Origin of the sequence: Marinifilum flexuosum, from assembly GCF_003610555.1 — a bacterium.
Classification (GTDB): domain Bacteria; phylum Bacteroidota; class Bacteroidia; order Bacteroidales; family Marinifilaceae; genus Marinifilum; species Marinifilum flexuosum.
The window spans coordinates 399,580-412,824 of sequence record NZ_RAPQ01000011.1; the positions used below are offsets into that span (position 1 = coordinate 399,580).

The 13,245-nt window shown below is 32.7% G+C and carries 13 protein-coding genes; 5 read left to right on the forward strand and 8 right to left on the reverse strand.

The genetic code is table 11. From position 1 onward, the window contains the following. Window positions 1-113 precede the first annotated feature (113 nt). From BXY64_RS17860 to BXY64_RS17870, 3 genes are all read right to left on the reverse strand, one after another. Window positions 114-1,298 carry a FecR family protein gene (locus BXY64_RS17860; protein WP_120241340.1) on the reverse strand — a complete coding sequence of 395 codons (1,185 nt, stop codon included), beginning with the start codon at window positions 1,296-1,298 and terminating at the stop codon, window positions 114-116. 141 nt (window positions 1,299-1,439) lie between these two features. Beyond that, the gene (locus tag BXY64_RS17865) at window positions 1,440-1,958 is read right to left on the reverse strand and encodes an RNA polymerase sigma-70 factor (RefSeq protein ID WP_147376037.1); all 519 of its coding nucleotides are present in this window, start codon (window positions 1,956-1,958) and stop codon (window positions 1,440-1,442) included. A gap of 301 nt (window positions 1,959-2,259) precedes the next feature. Further along, window positions 2,260-4,122, reverse strand: a complete 1,863-nt coding sequence (locus BXY64_RS17870) for a tetratricopeptide repeat protein (RefSeq protein WP_120241342.1) — start codon at window positions 4,120-4,122, stop codon at window positions 2,260-2,262. Window positions 4,123-4,319: 197 nt separating this feature from the next. Between BXY64_RS17870 and BXY64_RS17875 the strand changes: the two genes are divergently transcribed. After that, on the forward strand, window positions 4,320-4,844 hold the full coding sequence (locus tag BXY64_RS17875; protein WP_147376038.1) for a hypothetical protein: 525 nt from the start codon (window positions 4,320-4,322) through the stop codon (window positions 4,842-4,844). Window positions 4,845-4,937: 93 nt separating this feature from the next. Here the strand turns inward: BXY64_RS17875 and BXY64_RS17880 are convergent, their stop codons facing one another. Together BXY64_RS17880 and BXY64_RS17885 are read right to left on the reverse strand one after the other, a co-directional pair. Beyond that, window positions 4,938-5,645, reverse strand: a complete 708-nt coding sequence (locus BXY64_RS17880) for a LytR/AlgR family response regulator transcription factor (RefSeq protein WP_120241344.1) — start codon at window positions 5,643-5,645, stop codon at window positions 4,938-4,940. Window positions 5,646-5,652: 7 nt separating this feature from the next. Continuing rightward, window positions 5,653-6,693, reverse strand: a complete 1,041-nt coding sequence (locus tag BXY64_RS17885; protein ID WP_120241345.1) for a sensor histidine kinase — start codon at window positions 6,691-6,693, stop codon at window positions 5,653-5,655. A gap of 222 nt (window positions 6,694-6,915) precedes the next feature. On the opposite strand from BXY64_RS17885, the gene BXY64_RS17890 reads away from it, so the two are divergent. Continuing rightward, entirely contained in the window at window positions 6,916-8,628 is a 1,713-nt protein-coding gene (locus tag BXY64_RS17890) for a serine hydrolase (RefSeq protein ID WP_120241346.1), read from the forward strand. Window positions 8,629-8,684: 56 nt separating this feature from the next. On the opposite strand, the gene BXY64_RS17895 is transcribed toward BXY64_RS17890, so the two are convergent. Beyond that, window positions 8,685-9,245 carry a leucine-rich repeat domain-containing protein gene (locus tag BXY64_RS17895; RefSeq protein ID WP_211334538.1) on the reverse strand — a complete coding sequence of 187 codons (561 nt, stop codon included), beginning with the start codon at window positions 9,243-9,245 and terminating at the stop codon, window positions 8,685-8,687. A 225-nt stretch (window positions 9,246-9,470) separates the two neighbouring features. On the opposite strand from BXY64_RS17895, the gene BXY64_RS17900 reads away from it, so the two are divergent. Both BXY64_RS17900 and BXY64_RS17905 read left to right on the forward strand, forming a co-directional pair. Then, complete coding sequence (locus tag BXY64_RS17900; RefSeq protein WP_120241348.1) at window positions 9,471-11,012, forward strand: YjjI family glycine radical enzyme; 1,542 nt, start codon at window positions 9,471-9,473, stop codon at window positions 11,010-11,012. Then, window positions 10,987-11,844: a YjjW family glycine radical enzyme activase gene (locus BXY64_RS17905; RefSeq protein ID WP_120241349.1), complete on the forward strand. Its 858-nt coding sequence runs from the start codon at window positions 10,987-10,989 to the stop codon at window positions 11,842-11,844. Before BXY64_RS17900 ends, BXY64_RS17905 begins: the two co-directional genes overlap by 26 nt. 9 nt (window positions 11,845-11,853) lie before the next feature. Here BXY64_RS17905 and BXY64_RS17910 read toward each other — a convergent pair whose 3' ends face one another. Next, a complete protein-coding gene (locus tag BXY64_RS17910; protein ID WP_120241350.1) occupies window positions 11,854-12,039 on the reverse strand; it encodes a hypothetical protein in 186 nt (61 codons plus the stop codon). 44 nt (window positions 12,040-12,083) lie between these two features. Here BXY64_RS17910 and BXY64_RS17915 point away from each other — a divergent pair, with 44 nt between their 5' ends. Further along, window positions 12,084-12,473, forward strand: coding sequence for an FKBP-type peptidyl-prolyl cis-trans isomerase (locus BXY64_RS17915; RefSeq protein ID WP_120241351.1), 390 nt, complete (start codon window positions 12,084-12,086; stop codon window positions 12,471-12,473). Between the two features lie 56 nt (window positions 12,474-12,529). Here the strand turns inward: BXY64_RS17915 and BXY64_RS17920 are convergent, their stop codons facing one another. After that, window positions 12,530-13,045: a DUF2892 domain-containing protein gene (locus tag BXY64_RS17920; RefSeq protein ID WP_120241352.1), complete on the reverse strand. Its 516-nt coding sequence runs from the start codon at window positions 13,043-13,045 to the stop codon at window positions 12,530-12,532. Between the last annotated feature and the right edge of the window lie 200 nt (window positions 13,046-13,245).

Genomic DNA, 13,245 nt, shown 5'->3' on the forward strand with positions numbered 1-13,245 from the left:
GCCGTCGTTCCAACATTTTTTCATAACTTTGTGTTAATTTAGGTTGTACTTAAATTTTTATTTCTGTTACAGCAGAAATATCTGACGCAGGAAATGTTACAGCATTTCCTGTTTTATTTTGCACTAATTAGAATGGTTTTTCCATTTACTTCTACATTTATTTTTCTGGTTAATTCAAACATTTCCATAATTGATTCAATTTCTTCGTCCTTGTTAAAATGACCTCCAAAACGAAGATCTTTTACCACTGGATTCATGTAAAAAACTTTTAAATCATACCAACGAGTCAATTCATTCATAATATCTTCAAGTCTCTTTGCCTTAAACAAAAAGACACCTTCCTTCCATGATGTAAACAGATCTACATCAACATCCTGAACAAGTATTCCTCCCCTTTTATCATCAACTACAGCTTGTTGTCCAGGTTTGAGTAAGGTAGATTTCCCAATCTCGGAAGCATTTACCTTCACACTCCCCTCAACCAGAGTGGTGACAATTTCATTTTCATCACTGTAAGCTTTTACATTAAAGGAAGTTCCCAAAACCTCTATTCTGGTTCCTGACACATTCACTAAAAATGGATGTTCCCTATCTTTGGCTACCTCGAAGTAGGCCTCTCCGGTTAATTGCACTTCCCTTGTTTTACCAGAAAATTTGGTAGGAAATTTCAATGCACTCATCGAATTCAAATAAACTTTGGTTCCATCGGTCAAACAAAGCTGATAATTGGCTCCATTGGGAATTTCTACAGTATTATAAAGAACCTTTGATTTCGCATTTGCTTTATTCTGATATTTCAGACTACCTGCATCTCTTTCAATCAAAGTCCCATCTTTCTCTTTCAAAGCAATATTTTCTTCATTCTCAAGGTTTACTTTGCTACCATCTGCTAAAATTAATCTTGCCTTTGGTTTCGATTGTTTTGAACTATTGACTTGTGTATACTGTTGAGACAAGTTGGAAATGTCATTGTATATATAGTATCCAATACCAGATAAAAACAGAGGAATCAGAATAACCGCTGCATATCTTAAAACCGTTTTAAAAACGTCAATGCTTCTATGTGGTTTAATGGTAGATTCGAATCTATTCCATCCCTCTACAGTATTTATTTGATGTAATTGTTGATCCCAATCCAAAAATTTTTCACGATTGCGAATGCTATAATACAAATCAAGATTTTCTTTGCTTTCATTCAACCAATTGTCTAACTCAAGTTTCTCTTCTCTGGTGAGTTCATAATTCACCTCTCGAGCAATCAATTGAGATATTCTTATGTGGTGGTCAATTTTATCCATTTAAAAATATTTAGTGCTAAAACAATTCAGAAATAAAAGTGGGTGGGTGTCAACTATTTTTTTTGCAAAAAAAAATGCCAGAGCTCATATAAGCCCTAACATTTAATAATTATTCAACCCTTTATAAGTATAATAATGTCATCATAAAGACAGTAAAATCATCAGGATAACAACAACATCCTGTAATCTTAAGCGAAGTAAACGATATGCATTGGCCTTTACAGATTTTACCGTGTTTACTGAAATGCTTAATCGTTCAGCAATTTCTGGATTTTTTATCCCTCTCATACTCATTTCAACTACGCGTTTCCCCTGTGATGGTAAAACTTCTATGGCATCATGAATCGCCTTGTAGGTTTCCTGTTCTATAATATGATCTCTATAAAATAAGTCTTTCTCCATAGCTTGTAAACTGTAGTCTAAAACAATTTTATTGTGTTTTAAATAATTCAGACAATTGTTTCGTGTCACAGTATACAGGAAAGCTTTAACCGCATTTTGATTCTTGAAATCATCCTTTCCTTTCCAAAGCTTAATGAAAGATTCTTGAACCATATCTGCTGCCACATCTGAATCTTGAACATACTTTTGAGCAAACAAACACAGCATGGGGTAAAAACTTTCAAAAAACTGTCGGAATTCTTTTGTCTTCCTTTTCACTCTGGCTGGTATTTATTGTTGGTTAATAATTTTTCAAAGAATTCAGAAGCTTTGGGAGACTTCTAATTCTTGCGTTTAAAATTATCTCAACAATTGCGTAAACACCTAACTTACAATATAGACAAAAGGGGTCGCAAGCTTATAGCATACCCAGACAAAAGGGGTCGCAAGTTAAAAAGTAGAATTTCAATGATGATTTTTGTCCAAGTTTTCTATAAGGGCAGATAAAGTTTCAGCATGTAAATCATCACACCCTTATTTGCTATGCGGTGAACATTTAGAACTTACTTTTAGCATGAAATTAGAATCGATTTATATATTCAAATAAGCTATCAGTTGACTCTAAACTTAGCTTTTTTCTTAGTCTATATCGACGTTTCTCAATGGCATTAACAGAAATATTTAGGATTCTTGCAATTTCTTTGGCATCCAAATTCAACCTCAGATAGGCACAAAACCTTAACTCATTTGTGTTCAGATCGGTATGCCTATCCAACAAACTCTTAAAAAATCCTTGATGCACCTCCTCGAAGTGCATTTTAAATTTATCCCAATCCTGGTCTAAGTGAATGTTACTTTCTATTTCTTGAATCAACTTTCTTAATGCTTTTTTCACTTCAGTATTTTGGGCCAACAATGCATCTTCTGCGAGTTTTTTAAAACTATTCAGTGTTTCGTTTTTACTTACCATATGCAATGCATTGGCTGCCAACTCACGCTCTTTGTGTTTTAATTCTGTCTTATACTTGAGTTGCTTCAACCTGTTAATTTCCTCGTTGGCCATCATCTCTTCGTTCAATCTCAAGTTCTCCTGTTCCTTTTCTCTTGTTTCAGCTTCCATTTTTTGCAGGGCAAGCTGATCCATCTGTTTTTCTTGTTCTAAAAGAAGGTTTTTCCGTTCCAAATTCGACTGCTTCAGTTTTAGCACCCTTAAAATCAAAACACTAATCACAAGCAAGCCACCCAAAATAATAAGAAGATTTCTCTTTTGTGTTTTTATTCGATCTTGCAAAAACTCTATTTCATTCTCTTTCTTTTCGGTTTCGTATTTTATTTGAATCTCGCTAATTTGCTTCTGAGTTTGCTCATTATAGATTTCATCCTTGTAGGATAGATAAAGTCTTGTATTACTCAAAGCCATTTTATAGTTCCCAGATAATTCATATGCATTGGCGAGTCCTTCATAGCATTCCATTACACGCGCTTTATCATGATTTTCAAGTGATATTTTTAGTGCATTTTCGAAAAAATCGATTGCTTTTTCATGTTTCTTATTAAGTATATAATACTGTCCTAAATTTATAGATGAAGAAATAATACCACTTTCAAAATTATTCTTTTCCGCAATTTTTAATGCATCCCAATAATCAGTCAATGCCTTATCAAGCTGTCCAACTTTTGAATATATATTTCCTCGATTATTCAAAGTAGATGAAAGTTTCAGTTTATTTCCCGAAGAAATAAAAATAGGAATGGCTTTGTTCAAATACTCTAATCCCTCTTCGTATTTTCCAAGTTCGTCGTATATATTCGAAATATTAACTGATGTAAGTGCAATTTGAATTGAATCATTCTCAACTTCGTAGATATTCAACAATTTAGTAAATAATTCAAGAGCTTTATCGTGATTTTTATATATGGAATAGATAATTGCAATATTATTCTGTAAGCCAATCTCTCTTTCTTTGTATTTTATTAGTTCAGCCTTTTCCAGAGCTTTGAAATAATAAGTCTGGGCCTCTTTATAGTTCCCTATATGAAAATAGGTGATTCCTATTTCGTTCCAGGCATCCACTAAAGAATGATCTAACTTATTTTCAATGGCAATTTTTTGGGCTTTCTTAAAATTCTGTAGACCTTCAAAATAGTTTCCCAAATTAGAATGTTCACGCCCCAAATATATTAATGCCTTAATTTCGAGATTTGGTTGTTTCAATTTTCTTGCCAAATCAAGAGCTTGTCGACTGTAAAGGATACATTTCTTAGAATCTTTCTCTACCAGACATTCACACAAATCCAGTAAAACTTCAAGCTTTTCACGTCCGGAAGAACCAATTAGTTTTGTTTCCAAACTGTCAAGCTCATTGATTTTTATAGAATGATCCGCATTAGAATGTGAAATAAATAATATTAGAAGAAGTATTGTTAGTAGGAAGCTTTTCATAGGGCAAGAATTATACAGGTCAAATATATAGATTTAAACCTAGCTTGAAAATAATTTTATCCTTAGGATAGGTAAAAAAGGTCAGTAATAAGAGGTGAGCAGATTTAATTTGTTCACTTTCGTTCCACAAAATGTTTTTTTTAATACGTGTATTGGTATAGTTAGCTGTCATACTAGTAAACCAAAACAATGAAAATATGAAAGCGAGAATATATACACTATTATTTCTCTTGAGTATATTGGGTATGCAATCGTGCAGCAAATCTGCCCTTAGCGATATTGAATTAACAGATCCATCACTCTTGAAAGTTTCGGTACGAATAGCACAGGATTACAACAACAATAAGGAAGTACAAGTTTTTATCAGGGATAAAAATAGCAGGCCTGTTCAACTGGAAAATGGTTGGGTTGAAGTAAATGGGATTGTTGCTCATTGGGATCGAGCTGATATTCATTCTTTAAATGAACGCGGTTATATTTACCGACCTGATGATTATGAGCATGACTTTCGTATATACATTCATTTGAATCCTCGTGATGTATACTGGTTTGATTTGAATCCATCAACTGGTTTTCCAGGTTTTATACGCAACTATCCATTACATGATGATGAATTCCATCCTGAATATGATCCATACATCAATGATCACTACAAACTGTATGATATGCCTTTCAGAAATGAAGTTGTTAAAGTAGATTATAAAATTCTAAAACCCAGATAGTAATTGAAAGGTGGCTATTTTTACTCTGTAGTCACCTTTCTTTTTCATTATATCCAAAAGTGTATCACCATTGATATACACTCATGTATTTACTCATACACTCTTATATCTATTTAGAAATTGTTCTCGATAAGTTATTCCTATAGGAATTTTATGACCTTGTATGGTAATTTGATGTCTTTCTACCATATCTATGTGTTTCATAGAAACAACATAGGATTTATGGACTCTTGCAAAATATGCAGATGGCAATTGATCAATGGTTTCCTTCATTGTCTGTAAAGCCATAATTTTCTTGTTGCTGGTATGAAAATTTACGTAGTTTCCAGCCCCTTCAATAAAACAGATGTCTTCAAGTGAAACTTGGTGAATTTGAGATCCACTTCGAATCAAAACCTGCTCCTGCTCTTCCTGATTAGTTTGAACACGCATACTGTCTTGCAGGATGTTCTTATTAAGTTCAAATGCTTTTCCTACAGCACGAAGAAAACGTTCGTATTTTATTGGTTTTAACAAGTAATCAATTGCATCGTAATCATAGCTCTCAACTCCATATTCGGAGTAAGCAGTTGTAAAGATCACCTTAGGCTTATGCTTCAATGAATTTAAGAATTGAATGCCTGTAATTTCGGGCATATTAATATCTAAGAACAACAAATCCACTTTGTTTTCCATTAGAAATCCAAGTGCTTTTAATGGATTAGAAAAAGCACCTATACAATCCAGAAAAGGTGTTTTTTCAATGTAATCCTTCACTAAGTCAAGAGCAAAGGGTTCATCATCTATGGCAATACATTTCATTCGAATACTAGTTTAAATTCAGGTTTAAATAAATACTGTAAATATCAGGTTCTTCATTTACCTGAAGTGTATATTTATTAGGATATATCAGTTCTAACCTTTTCTTGACATTTTCTAATCCAATACCCGAAGATTGATTATTTACAGATACTTGCTTTTGATTAATTGGGTTTGATACTTTTAGCTCTAGCTGTTGGTTTTGACATGATATCTGAATATCAATATTCGTATTGGCATTATAATGAAGGCCATGTTTAAAAGCGTTTTCAATAAATGGTATCAGCAATAATGGAGCAACAGAATTTGTAGAAAAATCTCCTTCGGTTCGGTAATTAATTTTAACCGGCATATCATCTGAAATACGGAGTTTTTGTATTTCTATAAAACTGTTAATATGATCGATTTCTTTCTGAACTGACACTTTCTCGAAATTACTTTCGTAAAGCATATATCTTAACTGCGAAGAGATCATTTCAATTAGATTTGCCGTATATTCATCTCCATTTTTTGTTGCACTAGCAAAAGCCATGTTCAGCATATTAAACAAAGAGTGTGGATTTACCTGTGCTTTTAAGTAATTCAATTCGGCAGATAATTTTTCAGATTTTAATTCTTGCTGATTTTTATCTTTTCTAATCCATTCTCGAGTAAACCCATATGCCAAAGCCAAGGCCAATATAAAAACATGAAACACTAGAATTACAATAAGTTGCGACATGTATGGCTCTTCTTCTGACGAATATATAACAGGCATTAGATAATAGTCAATTAAAGATTCTATTGCACTTAGACCTACTGTGAAAATTATAAGAAAACTTATTAGTTTACCTCTAGATTCGGATAAGTTAAATCTTGGGATTAGATATAATGAAACCAAGTAAAAGAGTATAAGGTTAAAAAGCGTTCCAATTACAACAGCCAATGTATAACTTCCCATACTTTCCTTAAGTAAGCCAATAGTTTTCACATTGTATAGAACTATAATTAATCCTGTTATCCAAATCAACCCGTGAATAAAATATTCGAAATATCTTTTCTTCAATATCATTATTTCAATTTTAAATCATAAAATTAAGATTGATTATTAATTATGAAAATGATTTCGGACAAAATTATCAGATAAAATGTCCAATTGTAATTTTAAATTGACAAATTGAATTCGTCTATACTGATTTCTATTTCGTGTATAATTTCTTCAATTGATGTATTTCATTTTCAATTGATTTAATGGTGAGATAATATTGAGGTATAATTCAAAAACATCAATATCATGAAATCGAAACAAATACTTAAATCATTTAGTATTCTATTTATTTGCATGCCATTAATGGCCTTTGCTTTTAATAATCAAAAGAATAAAAACAATTGGAATATCATTACAGAGAAAATTGATAGTCTTCTCAAATCTAAAATAGGGACAAATACTCCAGGAGGGAGTGTTGGAATTCTATATAAGAATGATCATACTTTTCAAAAAGCATATGGCTTGAGCGATATTGAAAATCAAAAACAAAACACGAATCAAACCCAATTTAATTTAGCATCCGTTTCCAAACATTTCACCGCATACGCCCTCTTACTTCTTGAAAAAGATGGAAAGCTTCAACTAGATGATCCAATTGGCAAATACCTCCCATATTTGCCTAAATATAAAAATGAGATCACCATAAGAAATTTAATACAACACACTAGCGGACTTACATCTACTGATGTTCTTCAATTACTAGGCAATATTAACTTTGAATCCACATGGAATCAAGAAGATGAAATAAAATTAATCCGCTCCTACTCTAAATTGAATTCACCTCCAAATACAGCTTTTAGTTATTCTAATTCGGGATATTCTCTACTTGCAGAAATTATCGAAAATGTTAGTAAGATGCATTATGCTGATTTTATGGAAACATATGTTTTTAGTCCATTGTCTCTGAAATCAAGTTTTGTATTTCATTCGCCTAACCAAATGGAAAAATTAACAACCAAAGCTTATAAAAAAGTAAAAAACAAATTCGTTACTTACAACAAGGAATCAAATTACACATATGGAGCTAGTAACATTTTTACTAATATAACGGATATGCTCACCTGGGGAAAACATATTTTGGCAAACGATATTTCCTATGACAATTATTTATCAAAAATCAGCAATACATATAACACATTGGTAGATGGTGATACTATCAAATATACTTATGGATTCAATATTAAAAATTATAAAGGAATAAAACAGGTTAGACATAGTGGTGGTACTTTGGGATTCAGAAGTCAATTTGCCTTCTATCCAGAAAATGATTTATGCATTGTGATTTTACTAAACACAGAAAGTATTAATAGTTATAGCCTTTTAAATAGAATTTGTGATATTATTCTATCTGATAAAATAGTAGAGACTGCCACTAAGAAACGAAAGGAAATTAAAGTTGACCGAAAATTATTACAAACTTATGTAGGCAAATTCAGATTGCCAAACGGCCTTCTTCTTGACTTTAAATGTGATAATGACACTTTAAAACTGAAATTACCAGACGATAATGTATTTAACCTGCATGCAGAATCGAATAACTTCTTTTTTTTAAAAGCTTTTGATGCACAATGCGAATTCAAGCTTTCTCCAAATGGGAAAGTTGAAGAAGTAATCTGGAAACAAGGAGGAGTTAATTATCCATGCCTCAAAGCCGATAAAATTGAAGAGTTAACTCCAGAAATGCAAAAAGAATTTGCAGGCAATTATATCAATAAAGAATTAAATGTTACTTACCCTGTAAAAATTGTCAATAACAAATTGATTCTTTCACCTCCACAAACCTTAAAAACCTATTTGAACATCGGTGAAATGGAAATTAAATATTTTGGAGAAGACTATTTTTCAGCAGGACGTCTTGATATGCTTAAATTTGAACGTAATGAAAATGGGTCAATCAAATCATTGGTAATCCAAGATGTGGGAAGAGTTAAGAATTTTACATTAACAAAAGAAAATTAAAACTAGTAAAGTCATGAGATTGCTTAAGCAATCTTGTGGCTCTCATTTTAATATGTTTAATACAGCAAATTATCTATTTTAGAGACTATTTTAGGCCAATTACCAATCGCATTTTCCATCAGATTCATTTCCCTAATTTGATCCTCTTTTATCAAATGAAAAGGAAACTGTGTCAATCGATTATTTTTTAAATAGACATTGCTTATAGATTCAGAATTCAAAATATGCTCCACTCCTTCCGAAATCATATTGTCAGTAAAATCTATCAACTTCAATTTGCTACATTTGCTAAGAATTTGAGGTACCTGAGTAAAATCGTTATTTCCCAGGTATAATTTCTGCAAAACTGGTATTTCTGCTACTGCCTGAGGTAATTCTTGAATCTGATTGTTGCGAATGTCAAGGCAAGCCAAACTCTTAAGTTCTTTAATTTCTTCAGGAATTGATTCCAATTGATTTTCCTGAATATCTAAAACCTGTAAATGTGTTAATTTAAATAGGGCAGCAGGCCAACACCCTTTCAAATTACACTTGGCAATATTTAGATGGGTAACATGACCAAGATCATTTAACTGGTAACCTTTAATTAACCATGTCACTTTTCTTACTTGTTTCAAGTTTCGATTAATTTGACTACTTAATTCCTCAATAAGCTTTATATCCTCCATTTACACTATGTAAGTTGATTTCTTAGCTGCAAAATAGTAAAAACTTAATAGGTGAACCAAACAAAATATTCATTCTTAATATATTTTCTGATTTCTTATACCGTCCTGCATTCTTTTGTATATTTTTGAGGCATTAAAATCCGTTGGATTGAAGGGAATAAAGAAAGTAGAAGAATGGAAGAGATCAAAAATAGAGTATTACAAGTTCTGACCGATGGCAATTTAGATTATCGACAAAAAAAGCACCATTTGGCTTATATTGCAGAAAGCACACAGGATTATCCTGATATCTCAAAAGAAGCAGGTGAAGCCTTAAATGAGAAAATTATTTGCGATTTATTTGAAGGTACTGCTCCTTATCGTCCCAGATATGTTCTTCCTGATTATGCCTACGCTTTAAAAAATGGAGTAAACTATCTTGAATTAGAGCCTCCTACAAATTTCGACGAGGCCATTAATTTTCTATCAATACTCTATATTCAGGTTCCATCAATTACAGGTTATTCTGTTTACCTAGGCAATATCGACACATTACTGCTTAACTATGTTGGTGATTTGTCGGAAGATGAAATCTACAAAAAGATGAAGCTTTTTTGGCGATTCATAGACCGAACACTTCCTGATGCTTTTGTTCATATCAACATAGGACCAGAGGACAATGTTATTGCCAGAGTAATTTTAAGAATTGAACGGGAATTAAAACAGGTTGTTCCGAACCTTACATTGAAATATGATCCGGAAATTACATCCGATGAACTTCTACTTGAGGCCAGCAAAACAGTATTTGAGGTAGCAAAACCACATATTGCCAATCACAAGATGACTGCTGCTGATTTTAAAGGAGAATATGGTGTAGTGAGTTGCTATAACTCTTTGCCTGTAGGTGGTGGTTCTCATACTCTTATTCGTTTAAATCTTAAAAAAATAACGGATTTACACAGTGGTGATGCTGAAAGTTTTATATCAGGCACATTGAAAAAATATTGTAAGATGACATTGGATGTTATCGAAGCAAGAAGCAAATACCTGGTAGAAAGCGTTAAGTATTACGATACGGATTTTCTTGCCAAAGAAGGTATTATTTCCCTGGATAATTTCTCAGCCATGTTTGGTTTTTATGGACTTGCCGAATGTGTAAATCAGTTGATGAAACGCAGTGGTAAAGAGCTAATATATGGAAAGGATGAAGAAGCCAATCAGCTTGCACATCTTATCTTGGAAGAGATGAAGAAAATTGTGGATGCAAGGGAAGTTCCTTACTGTAAAGGAAATAATGGCAAAGCATTTTTTCATGCTCAATCGGGTATCGATATTGATATAGAGGAAACTGCAGGAGCTCGAATTCCAATTGGAATTGAGCCTGACATCTATTCACATATCAATACTGTCGCTCCACATCATCACCTGTTTAATGGAGGAATTAGTGATATTTTCCACTTTGATGAAACCGTAAAAAGAAATCCTGCAGCAATTCTGGATATTATCAAAGGAGCGTTTAGAAAAGGCATGCGAATGTTTACCTTTAATTTATCGAATGGTGAATTTATCCGTATTACTGGCTATTTGGTTAGAAGAAGCGATTTAAAAGAGTTCCGGGAAGAAGGATCGAGATATGGCAGTGCTCTGTTTGCGGCCAATTCTATGGACAATGCCAATGTAGACAATCGTATTTCGAAACGAGTAATTTCCAATGAGCAAGTTGCAGGCAAATATTAGTGGAATCATCAAATCGAGTGTGATTGATGGACCTGGCAACCGCATAGTTATATTCTTTCAGGAATGCAATTTAAACTGTATGTATTGCCACAATTCCCACACCATAGGATTGTGCAATTTATGTGGTACTTGTGTGGATACATGTCCCACCAACAGTTTGAAGATTGATTCTGAAAACAAACGAATCATCCACAATAAAAATAGCTGTACTCGTTGTGATGAATGCATTAAAGTTTGCCCTGAAAACAGTAGCCCATTTTACAAACAAATGTCGGTTGAGGATATTATTTCTGAAATTCTTGAAGTAAAGGATTTTATTTCGGGTATTACCGTATCAGGTGGGGAAGTAATGCTTCATGCTCCATTCTTAAGCTTGTTATTTCAGGAAATCAAATCGCATTCCGGCTTAAAACATTTATCCATTTTAATTGATTCTAACGGAAATATCGAGCAGAAAAAATGGGATTCTCTCCTCCCCTTAATTGATGGTGTAATGCTGGATATCAAGGCATATTCTGCTAAAACACACAAGCAAATAACAGGCTATTCTAACGAGAAGATCTTAAAATCAATTGAATATTTAAACGATAAAAACAAGCTAAAGGAACTTCGTTTTGTTCTGACTCCCAATTACAATAATGACGAAAGTGAATTGCGAGAAATTGCCAAAATAATGAAATCGGTATCTCCTAATGTTGGAAAAACTTTAATTAAGATGCGAAATCATGGCATCAGAAAAGAGTTTTCTTTTTTAAGAGAAGCAAGCAATGAAGAAATGAATTTTGCCAAAGATATTTTTGGGCAAGCTGATATAGATATTCTTGTGATATGAAATCATATTTTACCACTGGTATATCAACAAATACAAAAGCAGCAAAGGAATAATAAGCAGAAAGCCAAACCATGCATTTGATTTGTTCTGACAAACCATGATGTACTTGGGTCTCTCCTTTCCTGAAATTAAAGATTGTATATACAGAATTGCAAAGCGAATTGCTCCTCCAACAAAACAAAAAATAGGATGCATGATTTTAATATCTAATTTTGTTGTTGCAAGATAGTACTATTATCATGAAGAAAAACAAATTTAAGCAACTTAACGAGAAAGAGATTCTAGCATATATCTCAAAACATCAGCTTGATGCACAAAAAACAGAATCAGGTTTGCACTATGTAATTGTAAGCAAGGGAGAAGGCAAAATCCCCACTCCTGAGAGCAATGTCTCAATTGCATATATTGGTTACTTGACCAATGGCAATATTTTCGATAAAAGTGAAAACCTGGAAATTAACCTATCGGTAGTCATCGAAGGTTGGAAAGAAGGCTTATCCTATTTTAAAGAAGGTGGAGAAGGAATTTTAATCATCCCATCACATTTGGCCTATGGAAGTACTGATTATGGAGCCATTCCAGGAGGTTCTGTACTGATATTTGATATTATTCTAAGCAAAGTTTTTTAGTACAAAAAAACCTGACAAAGAATATGTCAGGTTAAGTTTTATCAATTAGAACAGCTTTAGATTCTTTTCATCATATGCTCAATCTCTTTAACTTGAGCTGAAAGCATTTTTTGTTTATCTAAGCTCTTGGCTTCTTGTAAATAGTACTTAGATAGTTTCTTGTTTCTTCTGGAAAGGTAAATGCCCGACAAATTCAAATTCGCTACCGCTTTATCCGTTTTCATTCTTAGACCGATATTTAAAGCCTTTTTAAACTGCTTTTCCGCCTGATTGTTTTTATGCTCTTGCGAAAAAATCAATCCTGATAAATAGTAGTAATATGCCTCTTGGCTTTTGATCATTCTTTCAGGATGCTTCACTCCACTCAGCACTTTACCTGCAGACTGAAATTTATTTTTTCTAAGAAAATAAAAAGCAATCAAGTTTTTCTCGTTCTTAAAATGCAACAATACAAATAATCCCGATACCAGTACAGCAAGTATACCTAATCCAATGAAACTTTTAATAAACAGGAAGATTGAACCCAACAGTAGAATCCCAGCAATAATCAATCTTATAATCTTACTCAACATGATGTGTAATTTTTAAATTTGCAATACAAAACAAGTCATTTTTTGTTAAAAACCAAGAGTACACTGCCTGTGTTTTACTATTTAATATTCTTTCTATTTAAACCCTAGCTTTCTATTGATATTACAAGTATTTGAAAGCGAGTCATCCACATACACAATATGCTTTTTCGCATTAGTAGCCCATGTTTTCAACTATGACT

Coding starts and splice junctions, on each gene's coding strand:
- BXY64_RS17860 (WP_120241340.1), bottom strand. CDS start 1,298: ATGGATAAAATTGACCACCACATAAGAATATCTCAATTGATTGCTCGA.
- BXY64_RS17870 (WP_120241342.1), bottom strand. CDS start 4,122: ATGAAAAGCTTCCTACTAACAATACTTCTTCTAATATTATTTATTTCA.
- BXY64_RS17875 (WP_147376038.1), top strand. CDS start 4,320: ATGAAAGCGAGAATATATACACTATTATTTCTCTTGAGTATATTGGGT.
- BXY64_RS17880 (WP_120241344.1), bottom strand. CDS start 5,645: ATGAAATGTATTGCCATAGATGATGAACCCTTTGCTCTTGACTTAGTG.
- BXY64_RS17885 (WP_120241345.1), bottom strand. CDS start 6,693: ATGATATTGAAGAAAAGATATTTCGAATATTTTATTCACGGGTTGATT.
- BXY64_RS17890 (WP_120241346.1), top strand. CDS start 6,916: ATGAAATCGAAACAAATACTTAAATCATTTAGTATTCTATTTATTTGC.
- BXY64_RS17900 (WP_120241348.1), top strand. CDS start 9,471: ATGGAAGAGATCAAAAATAGAGTATTACAAGTTCTGACCGATGGCAAT.
- BXY64_RS17905 (WP_120241349.1), top strand. CDS start 10,987: ATGAGCAAGTTGCAGGCAAATATTAGTGGAATCATCAAATCGAGTGTG.
- BXY64_RS17910 (WP_120241350.1), bottom strand. CDS start 12,039: ATGCATCCTATTTTTTGTTTTGTTGGAGGAGCAATTCGCTTTGCAATT.
- BXY64_RS17915 (WP_120241351.1), top strand. CDS start 12,084: ATGAAGAAAAACAAATTTAAGCAACTTAACGAGAAAGAGATTCTAGCA.
- BXY64_RS17920 (WP_120241352.1), bottom strand. CDS start 13,045: ATGTTGAGTAAGATTATAAGATTGATTATTGCTGGGATTCTACTGTTG.